Consider the following 21,906-nt stretch of genomic DNA (forward strand, 5'->3'; position numbering starts at 1 on the left):
TGTGACTCCTTCGTCGTGGGCGTGGCCGCCGCGTTGCGGCGGCCACGCCCGGTCTCACGTCCGCGAGCCCCGTGGGCGTGAGCTGGGTGCCCTTGATGCCAAGGGCGGTGTGCCGTGGATGCTCAGATCAGCCAGCCTGCTCGGAGGCGACGATCGACTCGTCGAGCAGCGCCTGCATGCGCGGCTGGACCTCGGCAAGGTACTCGGCGGCGGTCTGGTTGCCGTCGAGAACCGGCTGGATGTTCGTGTAGAACTCGTCGTACCAGGCGGTGTTGTACGTGAACGCGGCCGGCATCGCGCGACCGTAGTCCTTGGCGATGTCGAGGAACTCCTGGCGGTTCTGGGGCTTGCGCGGCTCTTCCGCTGCCCAGGCGTCGGCGGTGTCGATGCGGTTAGGGATCTGGATGTTCGCGTCGACGAGCGTCTTCTGTGCGTCCTCGTCGGTTGAGAGGTACGCGGCGAGCTTGACGGCGGCGTCAACGTTCTTCGACGACGCCGAGACGCCAATGCCGAGGGAGCCGAGCCAGGTGGCGGACTTGCCGGTGGATCCTGCCGGGAACGGCATGAGGTCGTACTCAAAGTCGAGTTCGTTGTAGACACTCATGTCCCACGGGCCCACGGGGAAGAAGGCGATCTGGCCCGCCATGAACCGCTGGTAGGTGTCGAGCGTCGCGGCCTGCTCGCTGTTGGGCGTGACCTTGTCGACGTTCGTGAGGTCCGCGAAGAACTGCAGCGCCTCGGCGAACTCGGGGGTGTCGACCGTGACCTTGGTGTGGGTGGGGTCGGTGAAGTCGGCGCCGTTGGACCAGATGAAGCCCTGGGAGTTCCACGCGATGTTGAGGCCGGTGCCCCACTGGTCGATTTCGCCGTCGCCGTCGGTGTCGGTGGTGAGCTCCTTCATGACGGAGACCCAGTGGTCCCAGCCCCAGGGCTCGTCCTCGTCGGGCAGCTCAATGCCGGCCTTCTCGAGCATGGTGCGGTTGTAGCCCATCGCGAACGGGCCGATGTCCTTGGGCAGTGCGTAGAGCGCGCCCGCGGACGTGCCCTGGACCTTGCCGTCGAAGCGGTAGGAGTTGACGCCGTACTCCCAGATGTTGGTGAGGTCGACGCCCGCCTCGTTGATCTTGTCGGTGATGTCGAGGAGGATCCCGGACTTCACGTAGGACTGCAGTGAGCCCTGCTCAACGTAGAAGACGTCGGGGACGTTCTTGCCGGAGACTGCGGCCTGGAGCTTGGTGCCGTACTGGTCGGCGTCGGTGACGATGACGTTGACCTTGACGCCCGTGTCTTCGGTGAAACGGTTGATGGCGGCCTGGTAGGCGGCCTTCTCGTCGTCGCCGCCGCGGAACATGTAGGTGAGGGTGTCGGCGTCGCCGCTGCCTCCGCCCGAGCTGCAGGCTGCGGTTGCCGCCAGGAGAAGTCCGGCGACGGTGCCGGCGATAAGACGTGACTTCTTCATCACGATGGTCCTCTCGGTATGCCAGGTGGTCCAAGCCGGTCTCGGGTACCGGGGCGAGGGGAGGTTCTCGCTGCCCAGTGTCGTCGTCGACCCAGGTTTACATCGATGGAAAGCACCGACTGCACAGGAGCGTGGCACACGGCTGCGGACGGGGTCAAGTGGCGCGGGTCACGAATTTGCATCGATGTAGAAACCTTGGCTCGATGGCTTGACGTGGCGCGCGGGCATGGGCAACCATCGGTTCTACAACGATGTAGAAGAGAAGGACTTTCATGCAGCCCGCGACGACGCAGCGCAGCGCGACAACCGCCTTCCCCGCACCCGGGGCAACGGCGCCAGCCCGTGAGCACCCGCATGCCGCCAGCACTCCGCCCATGGGCTGGAACTCCTGGGATTCCTACGGCACGACCGTCACCGAGGCCGAGGTGCTCGCCAACGCCCGCTTCATGGCCACGCACATGGCGCACGCCGGATGGGACACGCTCGTCGTCGACATCCAGTGGTACGAGCCCGCCGCGCGGGCCGGCGGCTACGTGCCCGGCGCCGCCCTGTGCCTCGACGCCGACGGCGTCCAGGCTCCCGCGCCCGGCCGGTTCCCCTCCGCGCTCGACGGTCGCGGCTTCACGAGCCTCGCCGAGCAGGTCCATGAGCTCGGGCTGCGCTTTGGCCTGCACCTCATGCGCGGCATTCCGCGCCAAGCCGTTGCCGCCGACCTTCCGGTGCCCGGCACGCTTTACCGCACCTCCCAGATCGCGGTCGTCACCGACACCTGCCCCTGGAACACCGACAACTACGGCCTCGACCTCACCCACCCCGGTGCCCTCGCCTGGCTTGATCTGCAGATCGACCGGATCGTCGGGTGGGGTGTCGACTTCCTCAAGGTCGACGACATGCTCGCGCCGTACCACGCGGACGCCGTCGAGGCGCTTGCGAGCGCCGTGGCGCGGGCCTCCGCGCGGCACGGCCGCGAGGTCGTCATCTCCCTGTCGCCCGGCACGCACCTCTCCCTGGCGCACCTTGAGCACCTGCGCGAGCACGCGGATATGTGGCGCGTGAGCGACGACCTCTGGGACCGCTGGGACGACGTTGCAGACCAGTTGGGCCGTATGGCGCGGTGGGCGCCGCATCAGCGCCCCGGCGCGTGGGCCGACGCCGACATGCTGCCGCTCGGCCGCATTGGCGTGCGGGCAGAGCGCGGCGAGCAGCGCGATTCGCTGCTCACGCCCGCCGAACGACGCACCCTGCTCACGCTCTGGTGCCTTGCGCGCTCGCCCTTGTTCGTCGGCGGCGACCTGCCCACCTCGGATGCCGCGACGATTGCCGACCTCACTCACCCCGGTCTCCTGGAGATCCACCGGCATTCGACCGGCGGCGCGGAGCTCTTCCGTGAGGGAGACCTCGTGGCGTGGGGCGCCGACGGCGTCGGCGCGAGCGCCGGCATCCGCTGGGTTGCGCTGTTCTCCACGGCCGATGCCCCCGCCCGCGTGGCCATCCCCGCGTCCGCACTCGGACTCGATGTCGCTGGCACAGCGCTTTTGGACATCTGGGACGGCCAGACGATTGCGCTCGACCCGCCGTCCCCCGCCTCGGGCCGCTCGGCCCTCCTCGACCTCGAGGTGCCCGCCCACGGCGTGCGCCTCCTCAAGTACACGCCCGCAGAACACACGCCCTCAGACCTCACGCACTCAGACCGCTCCATCGCACAGAGCACCATTGGAAGGACATCATGACCGCCACGTCGCACACCGCGTCCCTCACCCTCGACCCCGCCTTCGTCGTCGGGCCCGTGCGGGCGCGCACCTTCGGGTCGTTCGTCGAGCACCTCGGCCGGTGTGTCTACACCGGTATCCACGACCCCGGCCACGCCACGGCTGACGCCGACGGCTTCCGCGGCGATGTCCTCGAGCTCACCAAGGAGCTCGGTGTCTCGACCGTCCGCTACCCCGGCGGCAACTTTGTCTCGGGGTACCGCTGGGAGGATGGCGTAGGGCCCGTGGAGCAGCGCCCGACGCGTCTTGACCTCGCGTGGCACTCCTCGGACCCCAACACCGTGGGTGTCGACGAGTTCATGCGCTGGGCCGCCAAGGCCGAGGTTGAGCCGATGATGGCCGTCAACCTTGGCACCCGCGGGGTTCAGGAGGCGCTTGACCTCCTCGAGTACTGCAATGTGCCGAGCGGCTCCTACTTCTCTGACCTGCGCCGGGCCAACGGTGTCGAGGAGCCCTACCGCATCAAGATGTGGTGCCTGGGTAACGAGATGGATGGCCCGTGGCAGATCGGCCACAAGACCGCTGAGGAGTACGCGCGGCTCGCGGCCGAGACCGCGCGTGCCATGCGCATGATGGACCCGAACCTTGAACTCGTCGTGTGTGGCTCCTCGAGCTCGGACATGCCGACCTTCGGGGAGTGGGAGCGCGTCGTCCTCACTGAGGCCTATGAGTTCGTTGACCACGTCTCGGCGCACGCGTACTACTGGGAGGAGAACGGCGACCTTGCCTCGTTCCTTGCCTCGGCTGTCGACATGGACCACTTCGTCGAGTCGGTTGCCGCGACCGCGGACGCCGTCCGTGCCGCGGGCAAGCACACCAAGCGCATCAACATCTCGTTTGACGAGTGGAACGTCTGGTACCAGAAGCGCGCCGAGTCCCGCCCGCCGACGGGCGACGACTGGCCCGTCGCGCCCGTGCTGCTCGAGGACCGCTACAACGTGGCCGACGCGGTCGTCGTCGGCTCGCTGCTCATCTCGCTGCTGCGGCACACCGACCGGGTCCACGCCGCGTCGCTCGCGCAGCTTGTCAACGTCATCGCGCCGATCATGACCGAGCCCGGTGGCCGTTCGTGGCGCCAGACGATCTTCCACCCCTTCGCGCTCACCTCGCGGTTTGCCGCGGGTGAGGTGCTGCGCATCGCGATCGACTCCCCGCGCGAGGACACCGCGCGCTTCGGCGAGGTTCCCGTGCTCGACGCCGTGGCAACGCACGACGCCGAGACGGGCGACGTGACAATCTTCGCCGTCAACCGCTCCGTGACCTCCTCCGTCCGGCTCGACGCGGACCTGCGCGGCTTCCCGGGTCTGCGCCTCGTGGAGGCGCAGACCCTCTCGAACCCCGACCACACGTGGGCGGCCACGGCCGACGACGCCGACTCGGTGGTGCCCGTCGCCAACGACTCGGCTGCGGTGGCCGACGGTCGCGTGAGCGCCGAGCTCCCGCCCGTGTCGTGGTCCGTGCTGCGACTGGCACGCGCGTGAGCGACGCAGACGTTGCTGCACCCGGGCCCGGGGCGCAAGCCCCGGGGACCCGGGCGCCCCGGCGCCGCCGCGCACTCGTGGCGGCCCTCGCCGCCGTCGTGCTGCTTGTTGCCGGGGGCCTTGCGCTGTGGCGCCCGTGGGAGCCGCCCGTCGGCCGGGCCCTCGCGCTGAGTGGCGAGCTGCGGACCCACGACCCGGCGCTCGTCGTCGGCGCCGAAGGCGAGCCGTGGTTCGTCTACTCAACCGGTGACGTCCGCGTGGGCTTCGGTGCGCCTCAGATACGCCGGTCCGACGACGGCGGCACGACGTGGGAGACGGCGGGAACGGCCTGGGATGTCTCGGGTGACCCGGCCTGGGTCCGCGACGAGATCGACGGCGTGACGAACTTCTGGGCGCCCGCGCTCTATGAGCACGATGGCACGTGGTACCTCTACTACTCGGCGTCGACCTTTGGCTCCAATGCCTCGGCCATCGGGGTCGCGACCGGGACGACGATCGACCCGGCCGACGCTGACTTCGGCTGGACCGACCAGGGCATGGTGCTGCGCTCGACGCCGGGGGAGACCAACTACAACGCGATCGACCCGACGATCATCGAGGACGCCGACGGCACGCCGTGGATGGTCTTCGGTTCGTTCTGGGGCGGCATCCAGATCGTTGAACTCGAGTGGCCGAGCGGCAAGGTCGCCGCGGGTGCACAGCCGCAGCGGATTGCGAGCCGGATCGGAGCGCCCAACGCGATTGAGGGACCTGAGGTCGTGCGGCACGACGGCTGGTACTACCTGTTCGTCTCGCGTGACGCGTGCTGCCAGGGAACCGACTCGACGTACAACATCGCGGTGGGGCGCTCGCGGGACGTGACCGGGCCCTATCTCGACCAGGACGGACGGGACATGGCACTCGGGGCCGGCACGCTCCTGCTGGCGTCGACCGGTGATGTTGTGGGGCCGGGCGGTCAGTCGGTGTCCGATGGGCGGCTTGCGTTCCACTATTACGACGCGGCTGCCGGGGGTGATTTTCGACTAGGGATCCACGAACTTGCATGGGATGAGGAGGGGTGGCCGGTCGCGGCGGTACTGATAGAGAACTGAACGTTGGCTTGGGTCCGCGGTTGCCGGGCGCCGTCATGGGTGTCGCTGCCGGGCGGCCGCGGGACTCCGTTATCCAACAGTGACCGGACGCGGCTTGGCAGCACCCGGTGTTAGCGCTAACATCGGGTCAGTGGGGTCGACGTCGACCCCCGCATCTCGCGGCGACAGACCGCCGCGGCATCTCAAGGAGGAGAGAACATGCGTCACTCGAAGCTCGGGCGCATCGCCGTCGCAGCGATCGCCACCCTGTCCCTCGCCACACTCACCGCGTGCGGCTCCGACGACCCCGCACCCGGCTCCACCGGCGCCACCAGCGGCGGCGACAAGGGCGGCAACATCAAGGTTGGCTTCTCCCAGCTCGGCGCTGAGTCGGGCTGGCGTACCGCCAACACCGAGTCGATCAAGGCGAACCTCACTGCCGAGAACGGCTTCGACCTCACGTTCGTTGACGCGCAGCAGAAGCAGGAAAACCAGATCAAGGCCCTGCGCGACTTCATCGACCAGGACGTTGACATCATCGCGTTCTCGCCCGTCATCGAGACCGGCTGGGACGAGGTTCTCCAGGACATCAAGGACGCTGAGATCCCGCTCGTCCTCGTGGACCGCACGGTCGACACGACCGTTGAGGACCCGTACGTCACCTGGATCGGTGCCGACTTCACGCAGGAAGGCCGCACCGCCGGCGAGTGGGTGAAGAAGAACCACCCCGACGCGAAGATCTTCGAGCTCCAGGGCACCATGGGCTCCGGCGCCCAGACCAACCGTCAGGAAGGCTTCCGTGAGGTCATCGGCGACAACGTCATCGGTGAGGCGTCGGGTAACTTCACCCGCGCCGAGGGCAAGGCCGCCGTCGAGGGTGCGCTCGCCGCGTACCCCGACATGGACCTCATCTTCGCTCACAACGACGACATGGGCCTCGGCGCCGTCGAGGCCCTCGAGGCCGCCGGCAAGAAGCCCGGCGTCGACGTGAAGATCGTCACCGTCGACGGCGTCCGCGACGGCCTCCAGGCCCTGCACGACGGCAAGTTCAACTACGTCGTCGAGTGCAACCCCGCCTTCGGCAACCAGCTCGCCGACCTCCTGCGTTCCGTGAAGGCGGGCGAGACCGTCCCGAAGGAGACCATCGTCATCGACGAGGCCTTCGACCAGACGATCACGCAGGAGTTCATCGACGCCCGCACGTTCTGACACCGTCGGCGTCCGGCCCGTCTCCACGGGCCGGACGCCGCCGTCAGCACCGCGAGCAGAGAGGCGCACGTCATGACCACCCCCGACACCCAGGCAGCCACCCCCGTCGTCGAGATGCGCGGCATCACGATCACCTTCCCCGGGGTCAAGGCGCTCGACGGCGTCGACCTGCGGCTGTTCCCCGGCGAGGTCCACTCGCTCATGGGGGAGAACGGCGCCGGCAAGTCGACCCTCATCAAGGCCCTCACCGGCGTCTACCAGATCGACGGCGGCACCATGACCGTCGACGGTGTTGAGCACCGGTTCTCCGGGCCCGACGAAGCCCAGAACGCCGGGATCTCGACCGTCTACCAAGAGGTCAACCTCTGCGCGAACCTCTCGGTCGCAGAGAACGTCATGCTCGGCCACGAGCCCCGGACGGGCCCCTTCATCTCGTGGCGCAAGATGCGCCGCCAGGCAGCCGAGAACCTCGCTCGGCTCCACGTCGACATCGACCCCGCCTCGCGGCTGTCCGCGCACTCGATCGCCGTGCAGCAACTGTGCGCGATCGCCCGTGCGACCGTCCGCGACGCCAAGGTCCTCATCCTCGATGAGCCCACCTCAAGCCTCCAGAAGGCTGAGGTCGACGAGCTCTTCCAGGTCATCCGCGAGCTGCGCGACGCAGGCGTCGCCATCCTCTTCGTCTCGCACTTCCTCGATCAGGTCTACGAGATTTCCGACCGCCTGACGATCCTGCGCAACGGACGCCTCGTCGGTGAGCACCTTGCCGCCGAGCTTCCACGCCGTGACCTCATCGGCCTCATGATCGGCCGCGAGGGTGCTGCCCTCGACGCGATTGAGCGTGGTGCCCAGCAGGCGTTCGCCGGCGAGCGCGAGGGTGTGACCCCCACGATCGAAGCCGTCGGCCTTGGCCGGCACGGACGCATCGAACCCTTCGACCTTGCAGTCCAGCCAGGTGAGATCGTTGGCCTCGCAGGCCTGCTCGGCTCGGGTCGCACCGAGGCCGTGCGGCTGCTGTGCGGCGCTGACCGGCCTGAGGAAGGCACGCTGCGCCTCGGCGGGGAAGACATTCGTATCTCCGACCCGCTCGTCGGCCTGCGCAACGGCATCGCCTTCTCTTCGGAAGACCGCAAGCGCGAAGGCATCATCGGTGACCTCACGGTCCGCGAGAACATTGCGCTTGCCGTGCAGACCGTTCGTGGCGTGTGGCGGCCCGTGCCCCGCAAGGAGCTCGACGAGCTCGTCGACCGCTACATCACGGCCCTCGACATTCGCCCGGCGAACCCGAACCAGCTGGTGAAGAACCTCTCGGGTGGCAACCAGCAGAAGGTTCTGCTGGCCCGCTGGCTCGCGACCGCGCCCAAGCTCCTCATCCTCGACGAGCCCACGCGTGGCATCGACATCGGCGCCAAGACCGACATCCAGAAGCTTGTCGCGGAACTCGCCGCCGACGGCATGTCCGTCGTCTTTATCTCCTCGGAGTTCGAGGAGGTGCTCCGCGTGAGCCACCGCATCGACGTCCTGCGCGACCGCCGCATCGTCGAATCCCTCACTAACGGCCCGGACGTCGACCAGGACACGATCCTCGAGGCCATCGCCACGAAGGAGGTGGCCTGACATGTCCGGCCCCACCGTCGAGCTCACTCCTGACACCCCGAGCTCACCCCCGCCCGCGCAGCCCGCGGCTCAACCCCGTCCCAGCGTTGCCCGACGGATCATGCAGCACCAGCTCTTCTGGCCGGTCGTCGCGCTCATCGCGCTCATCATCCTGTGCGGCATCAAGAACCCCACGTTCCTCACGATCGAGTTGCGTGACGGCAACCTCTTCGGCCAGCTTGTCGACATCGCCCGCATGTCAGCGACACCGCTGCTCCTGGCGCTCGGCATGGCACTGGTCATCGCGACCGGAGGCATCGACCTGTCGGTGGGCGCCGTCATGGCGATCTCCCTGGCGGTGTCCCTCACCTATCTCGACGGGGCAGCAAACCCCGGCTCGGTGAGCACCGCGGCCGTCGCCGTTCTGCTCGGCGTCGCCGTCGCACTTGCCGCAGGCCTCTTCAACGGCTTCATGGTCTCCGTCTTGGGCGTCCAACCCTTCATCGCGACGATGATCCTCATGGTTGCCGGCCGCGGTGTGGCCATGCTCATCACGCAGGGTCAGATCACCACCGTGACGAGCGCGCCGTTCAAGTTCCTCGGGTCCGGGTTCGTCTTCGGCATTCCCACGCCGGTCATCATCGCGCTCATCATGCTCGTCGCCGTCGCAATCCTCGTGCGACGCACCGCACTCGGCATGCTCCTCGAGTCGATCGGTATCAACCGTGAGGCCTCTCGCCTCGCCGGTGTGCAGTCGCGCAACATCACGTGGCTCGTCTACATCGTCTGTGCGCTCCTCGCGGGGCTCGCCGGCATCGTCTACGGCGCCCCGACCATGGCGGCCGATGCCAACAACATCGGCCTCATGAAGGAAATGGACGCGATCATGTGCGTCGTCCTGGGTGGTACCGCGCTCTCGGGCGGCAAGTTCTACCTCTCGGGAACCGTTGTCGGCGCCCTCATCCTGTCCACCATTGAGCGGGCCGTCGTGATCTTCCACATTCCGTCGCAGATCACGCCCCTGTTCAAGGCGCTCGTCATCATCGTCGTGTGCGTCGCCCAGTCGCCCAAGCTGCGCGAGCTGCTACGTGACGGCGCCGCGAAGCTGCGTCCCCGCGCCCTCCCGGAGGTGGCGTCATGACCACGACCGTTCAGAGCCAGGCGCCCACGCCCGCGCCCGTTCGTAGTCGCCTCTCCGGCCTGCGCCGGTACCTCTCGCCGGAGTACCTGCCGATCGCCGGCACGATCCTCACGCTCATCCTCATGCTCGTCATCGGTGAGGTCCGCTACGGCGGTGAGCGCGGGTTCGTTTCACCCAAGCTGTTCTCCAACCTCCTGCAGGACAACGCCTACCTGCTGGTCCTTGCCGTCGGCATGACGTTCGTCATCATCACCGGAGGCATCGACCTTTCGGTCGGAGCGGTTGTCGCGCTCGTCGGCCTCGTCATTGCGACACTGCTGCCGATGGGGGTTCCGCTCCCGCTGGTGCTCATCATCGGCGTTCTCATCGGGACGACGTTCGGCTTCCTCATCGGCGTCCTCGTCGAGTACTTCGATATCCAACCCTTCATTGCCTCGCTTGCGGCAATGTTCCTCGCCCGCGGTCTGTGCAACGTCGTCTCCGTGCAGTCGCTTGCGATCAAGGACGAGGGCTTCGGTGCCCTCGCCGGATGGAGCCTGAAGTTCGGGGAGGGACGCGACATCTGGAAGATCAACCTCTCGATGATCATCGCGGTCCTCGTGCTCATCGTCGCCTACGTGATCCTTCACCACACGCGCTTTGGACGCACCGTCTACGGCGTGGGCGTCGGTGACGGCGGCAACGCCGTCCAGCTCATGGGCCTCAAGGCCGGTCGGACGCGCCTGTGGGTGTACGTCATCTCCGGCACGTGCGCGGGCGTCGCGGGCATCCTCTTCGCGTTCTACACGAAGTCAGGGTTCAACCTCACCGGCATCGGCATGGAGCTCGACGCCATTGCTGCCGTCGTCATCGGTGGAACCCTCCTCGCGGGAGGCGGGGGGTTCGTCCTCGGCACGGGCGTCGGCGTCCTCGTCTACGGCCTCATCCAGGTGCTCATCGCGCGTGAAGGCCTCGACTCGTGGTGGACCAAGGTGTTCATCGGCGTCGTCCTGCTGGTGTTCGTCGTCCTCCAGCGGGCCATCGCGGTGCGGCGACGCTCCTAGCGTCGCGGCCGTCCACGCAGGCGCCCGTCCCCGTCCGGGGCGGGCGCTTGCGTGCGTCGCGACGTACGCTTCCGGGAGCACCTCGAGGAAGGACCCCGATGACTACGCACGACGACGAGCACGCGACCTCGCCCGACGATCTGACGCCGGACGCGGCGGCCGCCGCAGCGTCCGACGAGGTGCCGGGCACGTCCGACGGGGTGCGTGCGGATGACGACCCCGCGACCGCTGCCGCCGCGACCGCGCCCCGCGACGGCTCCGCCCACGCGCAGCCGCGCCGAGGCGCCCGTGGCTTGTGGATCGCCGGTGGTGCTGCGGTCCTCACAGTCGTGGCCGTCGTCGTCGCGATCGTCGTCACCCAGCGTGACGAGCCGGTGGCCGCCCCGACGACGCCGCCCCCCGTGACGATCACCAACCCGCTCCCGACGCCTGTCGGCACGCCGGCCGCGCGCGAGACGAAGACCCCGCTCCAGAAGGCGCTGCCGGACTCGGTCCTCCAGTGGACCGTCGTCACGCAGGAGCGCACCAAGGTCGCGAAGAAGCCGCTCGAGTCCTACCGGCTCACGTACACGGACGGCGCGGGCGGCACCGTCATTGTCGACGTCGTCCAGACCCGCACGGTCGAGGCCGCGGTCGAGGCCGCGCAGAAGCCCGCCGACGGCGACACCGCACCGAGCGAAGGCTCGACCGTCACCGAGCTGCCCGTGCGCGTCGGGGACAACGAGGTCGGGACGGCATCGGTCGCGACGGGCGGCGAGGTCGGGCTCGCCATGTGGACCAACGGCACGACCGCGTTCCGCGCGACGGGCCCCGGCGCGGCGATCGAGAACTTCTTCCTCGCGTTCCCGCTGTAGAGCCGGGCGCGCTGTGACGTCGTGGGGGTCCTCGCCCCCCGTCGCGTGAGCCGATCCGCGGGACGACACGGGCCCGGCGGGGTGCACGCCCGCCGCCGGGTGTTGGATGGACCGTATGACCGGTGACCTTGCCGTCGACGTCCGGGGGCTGCGCGTCGTGCGCGGCCGCACGACCGTGCTCGACGGGCTCTCGCTCTCCGTCCCCGCCGGGCAGGTCGTGGGCCTGCTCGGCCCGTCAGGCTCGGGCAAGACGACGCTCATGCGCGCGATCGTCGGTGTCCAGGTCGTCGCCGGCGGCTCGGTGAGCGTGCTCGGGCGTCCGGCGGGCGAGCGGGCGCTGCGCGGCCGCGTCGGCTACGTGTCGCAGCAGCCGTCGGTGTACGCGGACCTCACGGTCGTCGAGAACCTCCGGCACGGTGCGGGCCTCCTCGGCGTGGGTCGTGACGAGGTCGAGCGGGTGCTCGCTGACGTCGACCTCGTGCGGCACCGCGGCACGCTCGTCGCCGAGCTCTCGGGCGGCGAGGCGGCACGTGTGTCGCTCGGCGTCGGGCTGCTCGGGTCGCCGTCGCTGCTCGTTCTCGACGAGCCGACCGTCGGCCTCGACCCTGTCCTGCGCCGCGACCTGTGGGCCCTGTTCCGGACGCTGCGCGACCGCGGGACGACGCTCCTCGTGTCGAGCCACGTCATGGACGAGGCCGAGCGCTGCGACCGCGTCCTCCTCCTGCGGGACGGCGAGCTTCTCGCGGACGACACCGTGCCGGGCCTGCTCGCCGTGACAGGCGCGGACGACGTCGAAGGCGCGTTCCTCGCGCTCGTCGAGGGCGCCGCGACGACCGACGGGAGCGACCGATGAGCCTCCACCGCACCCTCGTGACGACCGCGCGTGTCCTGCGCCAGCTGCGTCACGACCGCCGCACGATCGCACTCGTCATCGTCCTGCCGTGCCTCCTGCTGAGCATCGTCGCGTGGATGTTCTCGGGCACGCCGACGCTCGACCACTGGGGGCCGATGCTCGTCGGCATGTTCCCCATGCTCGTGATGTTCCTCGTGACGAGCGTCGCGATGCTGCGCGAGCGGCAGTCGGGGACGCTCGAGCGGCTCATGACGCTGCCTGTCGGGCGGGCGGACGTCGTCGTCGGGTACGCGCTCGCGTTCGCGCTGCTCGCGACGGTGCAGGGGCTCGTGCTCGTGGGGTTCACGACGTGGGTGCTCGGCATGGACGTCGCGGGGCCGCTCGGGCTCGTGGTGCTCGTGGCGGTGCTCGACGCGGTGCTCGGCTCGGCGCTGGGCCTCGGGGCGTCGGCGCTCGCGCGCACGGAGTTCCAGGCGGTGCAGCTCATGCCCGCGGTGATCTTCCCGCAGCTGCTCGTGTGCGGGATCCTCATGCCGCGCGCGGACATGCCGCAGGCTCTCGAGTGGTTCTCGCGGGCGATGCCGCTCACGTACGGCATCGAGTCGATGCAGCAGCTGGCGCTCGGTGCTGCGTGGACCGACGTGCGGGGGGCGATCGGCGCGATCGCGTTGTTCGTCGTCGGGGCGATCGTGCTGGGCGTCGTGACGCTGAGGCGCCGGACGCCGTAGGGGACCGCTCGCGCTGCGGCACCCCTGCGGGGTGCCTGGGCGCAGGAAGACGCCGACGTGTGCTCAGGCCGGGATGACGACCGTGAGCGAGGTGAGGAGCACGAGCCCCGCGACGGTCGCGACGACGGGCGTCGTCGAGCGTCGTCGACCCGCGAGGTAGAGCGCGCACAGCCCGCCGAGGACGGGCACGAGCACACCTATGACGAGCGCCCCGGCGAAGAGTCGCAGTGGCAGCTCCCCGACGACGGCGCCGACGGCGAAGCCGACGAGCCCTGCGCTCACGACGTACGCGGCGGTCGACCACGTGATCCCCTGCTCGGCGGGCGGGCGGTCCTCGTCGGGGCGCTGGGGCTGCAGGAGCGGTGCGAGCTTGCGGGAGCGCGGTCGCTTGCGTCGTCCGTCGGAGAACCAGGTCGCGGCGACCGCGATCATGAGGACGGACGAGGCCAGGAGGGCGATCGTCGTGACGATCTCGACGGCAGTGCTCACCCGTCCATCATCCCCGAACTCGCGGCACCCCCGCAGACCGCAGCCCGACGCCCCTATGGCCGCGCAGCGAAGCGTTCGAGGAGCTCCGAGTGGCCCGAGACGACGAGCAGGTCGTTCGCGGAGATGCGCGTCTGGGGCGTCGCGTAGATGAACTCCTGCCCCGGGGGCTTCACGCCGATGACGGTGACGCCGTAACGCGTCCGGACCTTCGACTGCTCGACGGTGAAACCCTGCATCTCCTTGGGCGGGCGCATCTTGACGATCGTGAAGCCGTCCTCGACCTCGATGTAGTCCATGAGCTTGCCGGAGACGAGGTGCGCGACGCGGTTGCCCGCGTCGGCCTCGGGGAAGACGACGTGGTGCGCGCCGATGCGCTGGAGGATGCGTCCGTGCTCGGCCGAGACGGCCTTCGCCCAGATCTGGGGCGTGCCCATGTCGACGAGGTTGCCCGTGATGAGGACGGAGGCCTCGAGCGACGAGCCCACGCCGACGACGGCGACGGGGAAGTCGCGCGCGCCGAGCTGCTCGAGAGCCTCGGGGTTCGTCGCGTCGGCCTCGACGAGCGGGATGCGCCCCGCCCACTGCTGGGCGAGCGTCGCGTTGCGCTCGACGGCGAGGACGTCCTGGCCGAGCCGGTCGAGGGTTGCGGCGAGGGCCGAGCCGAAGCGTCCGAGGCCGACGACGAGCACGCCGTCGCCCGCCCCTGAGCGCTTGGGCGTCGTCGCGGAGCGGCTCGCGTGCGTCTGCGTGTACCTGTCAGCCAATGATCGGCCTTTCTTCGGGGAGCCGGATGACGCGGCTCCGGTCGCGCAGCGCGAGCGCTGCGGCGAGTGTCATCGTGCCGGTACGCCCGACGAACATCAAGGCGACGAGGACGAGCTTGCCTGCGTCGGGCAGGAGGTGGGTGACGCCGGTCGAGAGGCCGACGGTCGCGAACGCGGAGATCACTTCGAAGAGCACGACGTCGAGGGTCCAGCCGGTGATCTCGAGGAGGGCGAGGCACGCGGCGAGGATCGTGGTGGCGCCGACGAAGACGACGGCGACGGACAGGCGGAGCGTGTCGCGCGGGATGCGTCGGCCGAAGGCCTCGACGTCGCGGTCGCCGCGCGCCTCAGAGATGATCGCGAGGAGCATGACGGCGAGCGTCGTCACCTTGATGCCGCCCGCGGTCGACGCGGAGCCGCCGCCGACGAACATGAGGGCGTCGGTGACGAGCCAGCTTGACTCGTGCATCGCGCCGACGTCGACGGTCGAGAACCCGCCGGAGCGGGGCATGACGCCGGCGAAGAGCGCGCCGAGGATCTTCTCCGACCAGCCGAGCGGCCCGAACGTGTCCTTGTTGCGCCACTCGAGGGCCGCGAACGCGAAGGTGCCGAGGACGACGAGCGTCACGGACATCGTCACGGTGAGCTTGGCGTGGAGGTTCCAGCGGCTGAAGCGGCGGCCCTGGCGGGCGATGTTGAGGATGACGGGGAAGCCGAGCGAGCCGATGAAGACGCCGAGGATGATCGGCAGGAGGAGCGCCCAGTCGCCGACGTGCGGCGCGAGGCCCTCGGCGGTCGGGATGAAGCCCGCGTTGTTGAAGGCGGAGACGGCGTAGAACACGGAGTGCCAGAGCGCCTCGCCGAAGGACTCGCGGAGCATGAGGAAGCGCGGCAGGAGGAGCGCGGCGATCGCGGCCTCGAGCGTGAGGGACGTGATGACGACGACCTGGATGAGCGAGCCGACCTCACCGAGCCGGGTCGTCTTCGTCTCGGAGGCGGTGAGGAGCTTCTGGGTGAGGCCGATGCGGCGGGAGACGGCGGCGCCGAGGATCGAGGCGAGGGTCATGACGCCGAGGCCGCCGACCTGCATGCCGAGGAGGATGACGGCCTGGCCGAACCCGGACCAGTAGGTGCCCGTGGGGACGGTGACGAGGCCGGTGACGCACACGGAGGACGTCGCGGTGAAGAATGCGTCGATGAACGGGGCACGGGTTCCGGTCGACGTCGCGGCGGGCAGGCTCAGGAGGCCGGTGAAGACGAGGATGACCCCGCCGAACGTGATGATCGCGAGGCGCGCGGGGGACTGGCGTGCGAGCCTGTCGACGAGCTCGCGGCCCGCCCAGGCTGTCGCCTTGAGCTTCTGCCCGATGTCCACGCGTTCTCCGTCCCTGCTGCGTGCTGCGGCCGGAGGGCCGCACTGGTCAACGATGCCACCTGCGGGCGTCCGGTGCCGACAGAGCGGGGGGTCACGTCGTGCGGGATGTCGGCGACGGGGACGTCGGGTGCCGGGGCGCGCGTCGCGGGGCGCCCGTGGGCAGCCGCGACGCGCGAGTGTGACGCACGTTACGGTGGCGACATGTCCGCAACCGTCCATGTCGCCTGGTCGCCGCAGCTGCTCGGGTACGACTTCGGGCCCGGGCACCCCATGTCGCCCGTGCGGCTGCGTCTCACGGTCGAGCTTGCGCGTGAACTCGGTGTGCTCGAGGGCGCTGAGGTGCTCGTCGTCGAGCCGGACCCTGCCGACGACGCGCTGCTCGCGCTCGTCCACGAGCGCGCGTACCTCGACGCCGTGCGGGCCGCGGCCGAGCACGGGGTCACGGACCCGGTGCGCGGTCTCGGCACTGAGGACGATCCGATCTTCCCGCGGATGTACGACGCGGCCGCGCGGATCGTCGGCGGCACGGTCGAGGCGGTGCGGGCGGTCGTGAGCGGTCGCGCGGCGCACGGCATCAACGTGGCGGGCGGCATGCACCATGCGATGCCGGGCGGCGCGTCGGGCTTCTGCGTGTTCAACGACGCGGCGGTCGCGATCCAGGATGCGCTCGACGCGGGCGTCGAGCGCGTCGCGTACGTCGACCTCGACGCGCACCACGGCGACGGAGTCGAGAAGGTGTTCTGGGACGACCCGCGTGTCTTCACGGTGTCGGTGCACCAGTCGCCTGCGACGTTGTTCCCGGGCACGGGCTATCCGACGGAGATCGGTGGGCCGTCGGCCGAGGGGACGGCGGTCAACGTGGCGCTCCCGCCTCGGACGGAGGGCGCGGGCTGGTTGCGAGCGGTCGAGGCGACGGTCCTGCCGGCCGTGCGTGCGTTCGCGCCGGACCTCCTCGTCACGCAGCACGGCTGCGACGCGCACGGGCGTGACCCGCTCTCGGAGCTGCGCGTGGGGATCCGGGCGCAACGGCACGCGGCGGAGTGGATGCACGAGCTCGCGCACGAGGTGTGCGAGGGCCGGTGGGTCGCGCTCGGCGGCGGGGGGTACGCGATCGTCGGCGTCGTGCCGGTCGCGTGGACAAACCTTCTCGGGGTGGTCTCGCACCGTCCGGTGGCGCCGGAGACGCCGGTGCCGGAGTCGTGGCGGGCGCGGATCCTCGAGGAGTTTCTCGTCGAGGCGCCCTCGCGCATGGGCGGGGACGACGTCACCGACCTCGCGAACGGCCCCGACCACCGTCCGTGGGGTGCGGGGTACGACCCCGCGGATCCGGTGGACCGTGCGGTGCGGGCGACGCGCGCCGTGGTCTTTCCCCACCTGGGGCTCCTGCCCGACGACCTCTGAGCGTGTTGTGGTGCGCATGTGACTCGTGTGGGTGATGGTGCAGGTGAGACGGGCTACCGCCCCGCTGCGCAAGGCCCTAGAGTGAGTCGCTGAACGGCTGCTGGGTGCGGCCGACGACCGTCTCAGGAGGGGCCCGATGTCCGACGCCGCCGCGCGTCCCGCATTCCTCACCGTCGCCGAGGTCGCCGACGCGATGCGGGTCTCCCGCATGACCGTCTATCGCCTCGTCCACGCGGGTGAGATGCCCGCGATCCGCGTCGGGAAGTCCTTCCGGGTGCCGGCGTCTGCGCTCGAGGAGTACCTCGCCGAGGCGACGATCGACCAGGACCGCCTCACCTCCTGACCGTCGTCCGGACGCTGGCCCTGCACACCTTCTCAGGGCGTGTCGCGGGCATCCCCGTGCGCGAGGTAAGATCGGTGAGGACTTTTTCCAGCGTGGTGGCCGTAGGGTGTGCCGCGCGTGCACATCCGACGAGACACTGCGAGGCACCCATGGGCTCCGTGATCAAGAAGCGCCGCAAGCGTATGGCGAAGAAGAAGCACCGCAAGCTGCTTCGTAAGACGCGCCACCAGCGTCGCAACAAGAAGTGACCTCACGCCACCAGGCGTGAACGAAGGCCTCCGCCCCGACAGGGACGGAGGCCTTCGTCGTCGTGACGGGCGTCGGCGCGTCAGCGCCCGCGGATCGCGCGGCTGAGGGACCGCGCGACAAGCCCCAGCATCCAGGCGGCACCGGCCCACGACGCCGTCTTGAGCGATCGCTTCGCGATCCGTCGCTTGCCGCGGAACTCGCGCATGGGCCACCCGTGCTCGCTCGCGTGGCGTCGCAGACGCGGCTCGGGGTTGATTGCGCACGGGAATCCGACGGTCGAGAGCAGCGGGATGTCGTTCGCGGAGTCGCCGTACGCGTACGACGCGGCGAGGTCGATGCCGCGCCGCTGGGCGAGCTCGCGCGCACCGTCGACCTTCGACTCGCGGTGCATGAGCTCGCCGACGAGCCGGCCCGTGTAGATCCCGTCGACGTGCTCGGCGACCGAGCCGAGCGCACCGGTCGCGCCGAGCCGTTGCGCGATGAGCGCGCCGATCTCGACGGGGGCGGCCGTGATGAGCCACACCTCGTGGCCGGCAGCGAGGTGGGCGTCGAGGATCTTGCGGGTGCCGGGGAAGATCCGTGAGACGAGTGCCTGCTCGTAGACCTCCTCGCCGATCGCGGTGACCTCGGCGACGGAGTGGCCCTTGATGACGAGGAGCGCGCGGTCGCGCACGGAGCCGATCTGGTCGTTGTCCTCGCCGACGAGGACGTACCGCAGCTGCTGGACGGACGCGAAGAGAAGGTCGCGTACCCGGAAGAACTCGCGCTTGTAGAGGCCGATCGCGAGGTGGAAGGAGGACGCCCCGCGGATGATCGTGTTGTCGACGTCAAAGAACGCGGCGACGACGTTCCCGGGGGCGGGGTCCTCGGGGACGACGCCCCGCGGTTCCACGTCGGGGACCGGGCGCACGTGGTCCGAGCTTGTGGGTTCGGTGCGTGCCATGTCGACCACTCTAGTGACCGGTCCGTAGGGTTGGCTCATGCAGACCGAGGTCAGGGTTCGTCTCATCACTCGTTCGACGTGCTCGTTGTGCGACACGGCGCGCGAGACGGTCGCGGCGGTGTGCGCCGACGAGGGGGTCGCGTGGGAGGAGCTCGACGTCGACGAGGATCCTGCGCTGCTCGCGGAGCACGGCGAGCACGTGCCCGTCGTGCTCGTCGACGGCCACCAGGTGGGGTTCTGGCGCATACCTGAGAAACGGCTGCGGCTGTTCGTCCAGGGTCTGCGGTGAGCGAACGCTCGCTGCCGCCGCCGACGCTCGAGCGCCTGCCCGTCTACGTGCGGGTGCTCGACGACCTGGCGCGGCACGGGGAGACGACGGCTTCGTCGTCGCGTGTCGCAGAGCTTGCGGGTGTTGCGCCCGCGCAGGTCCGCAAGGACTTGTCGCGGCTCGGGACGTACGGCACGCGGGGCGTCGGGTACGACGTCGCGGACCTGGCGGCGCACGTGAGGCGCGCGCTGCGCCTGTCCGACGCGCACCGGGTCATCGTCGTCGGCGCCGGTCATCTCGGGCAGGCTGTCGCGCGATACGGCGGGCTGCGGGCGCGGGGCTTCGAGGTCGTGGCGCTTACGGACGTCGACCCGGCGGTCGTCGGGCGGAGCGTCGACGGCGTGCTCGTGCGGCACGAGGACGATCTTGCGGAGGTTGTCGCGTCGACGGGCGCGACGTTGGCGGTGCTCGCGGTGCCGCCGGGGGCGGCGCAGGGGACCCTCGACGCGCTCGCGGCGGCGGGCGTCGTCTCGGTGCTGAGCTTCGTGCCGGGCCGGTTGACCGTGCCGGACGGGATGGCGGTGCGGGTTGTCGACGTCGCTGCAGAGCTGCAGATCCTCTCGTTCTACGCGTCGAGCCCCTGAGACACCGCATCCCAGGGGGTGGTCGCGGGGGTGCCGGGGGCGGTAGTGTCGCTCGCATGTTCGCGACGACCAGCTGGTGGCACCGCCTCTAGGCGGTGCGTTCGCGACCTCTCACGATCACGGACCGCCCCATGACGGGCGGTCCTTGTGTGTTCCTGGGCCCTCCGTCGGACCCCAGGAGAACTCATGTCCACGTATGACGTCACCGCTGACGCCCCTGTCCTGCTGCTCGGCCACGATGCTGCGTCGGTGCTCGCCACGCTGCGGCCGCCGTTCGCGCTGCTCGCCCGCGAGAGCGGTGACGTCGAGGTGCTCACGGGCGACGTCGTCGACGTCGACGTGCTCGACGAGGTGCCGTTGCACGACGAGGCGGGGCGCGCGCAGGAGGTGCTCGCGCTCGTGCCGTTCCGGCAGGTGCGCGAGCTCGGATTCGACGCGATCGACGACGGCGCCCCGCTGCGCTGCCTCGTCGTCGACGAGCGCCGCGTCCTTGTGCGGGCCGAGGCGCTCGCGGCGTTGCCCGCGGAGCCCGTCGACGTGGTCGACGAGGGCTTCGACATCGACGATGACGAGTACGCGCAGACCGTGCGGCGGGTCGTGGCCGACGAGATCGGGCGTGGGTCTGGCTCGAGCTTCGTCGTTCGACGTGACCGCCGGGGACGCGTCGACGCGGACGCCGTGACCGCGGCACTCACGTGGTTCCGCAGCCTGCTCGCGACGGAGACGGGCGCGTATTGGACGTTCGCGATCGTCACGGAGGGGCATGTCGCGGTGGGCGCGACGCCCGAGGTCCACGTGTCGGTGCGCGACGGCGAGGTGACGATGACGCCGATCTCGGGGACGCTCCGGCACGGTGCCGAGCCACCGACGCGTGAGGAGCTGCTCGAGTTCCTCGCGTCGACGAAGGAGACCGAGGAGCTCTTCATGGTCGTCGACGAGGAGCTCAAGATGATGAGTGCGGTCTGCCCGGACGGCGGGCGCGTCTCGGGACCGTTCCTGCGGCCGATGACGCGCCTCACCCACACGGAGTACGCGCTCACGGGCCGTACGCACCTCGACCCGCGGGACGTGCTGCGCGCGACGATGTTCGCGCCGACGGTCACGGGCTCGCCCATGCGCTCGGCGTGCACGGTCCTCACGCGGCACGAGGGACGGGGGCGCGGCTACTACTCGGGCGTCGCGGCGCTCTTCACGCCGCGCCCGGGCGCCAAGGGGGCCGCCATCTCCCACGACCTCGACGCCCCGATCCTCATCCGCACCGCGTACCTCGCGGGCGGCCGGCTCACGGTGCCGGCGGCCGCGACGATCGTGCGCCACTCCGACCCTGCGTTGGAGACGGCGGAGACGACCGCGAAGGCGTCGGGCGTCCTCGGGGCGCTCGGCGTCGTGCCGCGGCCCGTGCGCGGCACGTCCCGGGACGGGGCGCACACGGACCCGGGCGTGCTCACCGCGCTCGCGGCCCGCAACGCCCGCCTCGCATCGTTCTGGCTCGAGGATCAGGGCACACCCGCGACGGCCGGACCTGTGGACGCACCGGCCACGACGGTGCCTGTGGGCAGGCCGACGCACGCTGTCGTCGTCGACGCGGAGGACGCCTTCACGACGATGCTCGCCCACCAGCTCCGGCACCTCGGCCTCGAGGCCGTCGTCGTGCCCTGGGACGCCGTGACGGACGACGATCTCGACACGGCCGACCTCGTCGTCGCCGGCCCCGGCCCGGGCGATCCCCGCGACGGCTCGCCGCGCCTCGCACGGCTCCACGACGTCGTTGGGCGCCGGCTCGCGCAGCGCAGGCCGCTGCTCGCGGTGTGCCTGAGCCACCAGGTCGTCGCGCACCGGCTCGGGCTGCCCGTCGAGCCGCTGCCCGCGCCGCGGCAGGGGACTCCGCTCGAGATCGACCTCGACGGGCAGCGGGCGCTCGTCGGCTTCTACAACACCTTCGCGGCGTACGTCGCCCCGGGCACGGAGGCGCTGACGACGGACGTCGGCGAGGTGCGCGTCGCGGCGGGCGCGGCGGGCGAGGTTCACGTGCTGCGCGGGGAGGCGTTCGCGAGCGTCCAGGGCCATCTCGAGTCGGTCCTCTCGCGCGACGGCCTCGCGGTGCTGCGCACGCTCGTCAGGCACGCGCTCGCTGTGCCACCTGGCGTGCTGGCGGCCTGACGAGCCGCCGAGCGTCGCACCTCGGACCTCCGGCGCAGCACGGCGCCCCCGCGCCCCGGAGGGGGTG

The 21,906-nt window shown here is 70.2% G+C and carries 21 protein-coding genes; 16 read left to right on the forward strand and 5 right to left on the reverse strand.

Annotated elements, in window-relative coordinates:
* Window positions 1-127: 127 nt before the first annotated feature.
* Window positions 128-1,459, reverse strand: coding sequence for an ABC transporter substrate-binding protein (locus IGS67_RS03905; RefSeq protein WP_192278113.1), 1,332 nt, complete (start codon window positions 1,457-1,459; stop codon window positions 128-130).
* A 374-nt stretch (window positions 1,460-1,833) separates the two neighbouring features.
* Between IGS67_RS03905 and IGS67_RS03910 the strand changes: the two genes are divergently transcribed.
* From IGS67_RS03910 to IGS67_RS03955, 10 genes are all read left to right on the forward strand, one after another.
* Complete coding sequence (locus IGS67_RS03910) at window positions 1,834-3,189, forward strand: glycoside hydrolase family 27 protein (RefSeq protein ID WP_192278115.1); 1,356 nt, start codon at window positions 1,834-1,836, stop codon at window positions 3,187-3,189.
* Window positions 3,186-4,709 (forward strand): arabinosylfuranosidase ArfA, encoded by a 1,524-nt coding sequence (gene arfA / locus IGS67_RS03915; protein ID WP_192278117.1) that lies wholly within the window; start codon window positions 3,186-3,188, stop codon window positions 4,707-4,709. Before IGS67_RS03910 ends, arfA begins: the two co-directional genes overlap by 4 nt.
* Window positions 4,706-5,800, forward strand: coding sequence for an arabinan endo-1,5-alpha-L-arabinosidase (locus tag IGS67_RS03920; protein WP_192278119.1), 1,095 nt, complete (start codon window positions 4,706-4,708; stop codon window positions 5,798-5,800). Before arfA ends, IGS67_RS03920 begins: the two co-directional genes overlap by 4 nt.
* 198 nt (window positions 5,801-5,998) lie before the next feature.
* Window positions 5,999-6,988 carry an ABC transporter substrate-binding protein gene (locus IGS67_RS03925; protein WP_192278121.1) on the forward strand — a complete coding sequence of 330 codons (990 nt, stop codon included), beginning with the start codon at window positions 5,999-6,001 and terminating at the stop codon, window positions 6,986-6,988.
* A gap of 72 nt (window positions 6,989-7,060) precedes the next feature.
* On the forward strand, window positions 7,061-8,605 hold the full coding sequence (locus IGS67_RS03930; RefSeq protein ID WP_192278123.1) for a sugar ABC transporter ATP-binding protein: 1,545 nt from the start codon (window positions 7,061-7,063) through the stop codon (window positions 8,603-8,605).
* A gap of 1 nt (window position 8,606) precedes the next feature.
* Complete coding sequence (locus IGS67_RS03935) at window positions 8,607-9,725, forward strand: ABC transporter permease (protein WP_192278125.1); 1,119 nt, start codon at window positions 8,607-8,609, stop codon at window positions 9,723-9,725.
* Window positions 9,722-10,768 (forward strand): ABC transporter permease subunit, encoded by a 1,047-nt coding sequence (locus tag IGS67_RS03940; protein WP_192278127.1) that lies wholly within the window; start codon window positions 9,722-9,724, stop codon window positions 10,766-10,768. The genes IGS67_RS03935 and IGS67_RS03940 overlap by 4 nt, the downstream gene beginning before the upstream one ends.
* Before the next feature lie 98 nt (window positions 10,769-10,866).
* A complete protein-coding gene (locus IGS67_RS03945; RefSeq protein WP_192278129.1) occupies window positions 10,867-11,622 on the forward strand; it encodes a hypothetical protein in 756 nt (251 codons plus the stop codon).
* 115 nt (window positions 11,623-11,737) lie between these two features.
* On the forward strand, window positions 11,738-12,475 hold the full coding sequence (locus IGS67_RS03950; RefSeq protein WP_192278131.1) for an ABC transporter ATP-binding protein: 738 nt from the start codon (window positions 11,738-11,740) through the stop codon (window positions 12,473-12,475).
* Window positions 12,472-13,203: an ABC transporter permease gene (locus IGS67_RS03955; protein WP_192278133.1), complete on the forward strand. Its 732-nt coding sequence runs from the start codon at window positions 12,472-12,474 to the stop codon at window positions 13,201-13,203. Before IGS67_RS03950 ends, IGS67_RS03955 begins: the two co-directional genes overlap by 4 nt.
* 63 nt (window positions 13,204-13,266) lie before the next feature.
* Here the strand turns inward: IGS67_RS03955 and IGS67_RS03960 are convergent, their stop codons facing one another.
* The 3 genes from IGS67_RS03960 to IGS67_RS03970 all read right to left on the reverse strand — a co-directional run bounded on the left by IGS67_RS03960 (window position 13,267) and on the right by IGS67_RS03970 (window position 15,831).
* Window positions 13,267-13,692: a hypothetical protein gene (locus IGS67_RS03960; RefSeq protein WP_192278135.1), complete on the reverse strand. Its 426-nt coding sequence runs from the start codon at window positions 13,690-13,692 to the stop codon at window positions 13,267-13,269.
* Window positions 13,693-13,745: 53 nt separating this feature from the next.
* Window positions 13,746-14,381, reverse strand: coding sequence for a potassium channel family protein (locus IGS67_RS03965; RefSeq protein ID WP_328741808.1), 636 nt, complete (start codon window positions 14,379-14,381; stop codon window positions 13,746-13,748).
* A 67-nt stretch (window positions 14,382-14,448) separates the two neighbouring features.
* A complete protein-coding gene (locus IGS67_RS03970) occupies window positions 14,449-15,831 on the reverse strand; it encodes a TrkH family potassium uptake protein (protein ID WP_328741420.1) in 1,383 nt (460 codons plus the stop codon).
* A 201-nt stretch (window positions 15,832-16,032) separates the two neighbouring features.
* Between IGS67_RS03970 and IGS67_RS03975 the strand changes: the two genes are divergently transcribed.
* From IGS67_RS03975 to IGS67_RS03985, 3 genes are all read left to right on the forward strand, one after another.
* Window positions 16,033-17,232, forward strand: coding sequence for an acetoin utilization protein AcuC (locus IGS67_RS03975; protein ID WP_192278141.1), 1,200 nt, complete (start codon window positions 16,033-16,035; stop codon window positions 17,230-17,232).
* Window positions 17,233-17,368: 136 nt separating this feature from the next.
* Window positions 17,369-17,575 carry a helix-turn-helix domain-containing protein gene (locus IGS67_RS03980; RefSeq protein ID WP_192278143.1) on the forward strand — a complete coding sequence of 69 codons (207 nt, stop codon included), beginning with the start codon at window positions 17,369-17,371 and terminating at the stop codon, window positions 17,573-17,575.
* Window positions 17,576-17,724: 149 nt separating this feature from the next.
* Window positions 17,725-17,823, forward strand: coding sequence for a 30S ribosomal protein bS22 (locus tag IGS67_RS03985; protein ID WP_003792170.1), 99 nt, complete (start codon window positions 17,725-17,727; stop codon window positions 17,821-17,823).
* Window positions 17,824-17,903: 80 nt separating this feature from the next.
* Here the strand turns inward: IGS67_RS03985 and IGS67_RS03990 are convergent, their stop codons facing one another.
* On the reverse strand, window positions 17,904-18,767 hold the full coding sequence (locus tag IGS67_RS03990; protein ID WP_192278144.1) for an HAD family hydrolase: 864 nt from the start codon (window positions 18,765-18,767) through the stop codon (window positions 17,904-17,906).
* Between the two features lie 37 nt (window positions 18,768-18,804).
* Between IGS67_RS03990 and IGS67_RS03995 the strand changes: the two genes are divergently transcribed.
* The 3 genes from IGS67_RS03995 (at window position 18,805) to IGS67_RS04005 (ending at window position 21,839) form a co-directional block, all read left to right on the forward strand.
* Window positions 18,805-19,056: a glutaredoxin family protein gene (locus tag IGS67_RS03995; protein ID WP_192278146.1), complete on the forward strand. Its 252-nt coding sequence runs from the start codon at window positions 18,805-18,807 to the stop codon at window positions 19,054-19,056.
* Window positions 19,053-19,679: a redox-sensing transcriptional repressor Rex gene (locus tag IGS67_RS04000; protein ID WP_192278148.1), complete on the forward strand. Its 627-nt coding sequence runs from the start codon at window positions 19,053-19,055 to the stop codon at window positions 19,677-19,679. Before IGS67_RS03995 ends, IGS67_RS04000 begins: the two co-directional genes overlap by 4 nt.
* A 186-nt stretch (window positions 19,680-19,865) precedes the next feature.
* On the forward strand, window positions 19,866-21,839 hold the full coding sequence (locus IGS67_RS04005; protein WP_192278150.1) for an anthranilate synthase family protein: 1,974 nt from the start codon (window positions 19,866-19,868) through the stop codon (window positions 21,837-21,839).
* Window positions 21,840-21,906: the final 67 nt, after the last annotated feature.

Source organism: Flavimobilis rhizosphaerae, assembly GCF_014852685.1.
GTDB classification, from domain to species: Bacteria; Actinomycetota; Actinomycetes; order Actinomycetales; family Cellulomonadaceae; genus Flavimobilis; species Flavimobilis rhizosphaerae.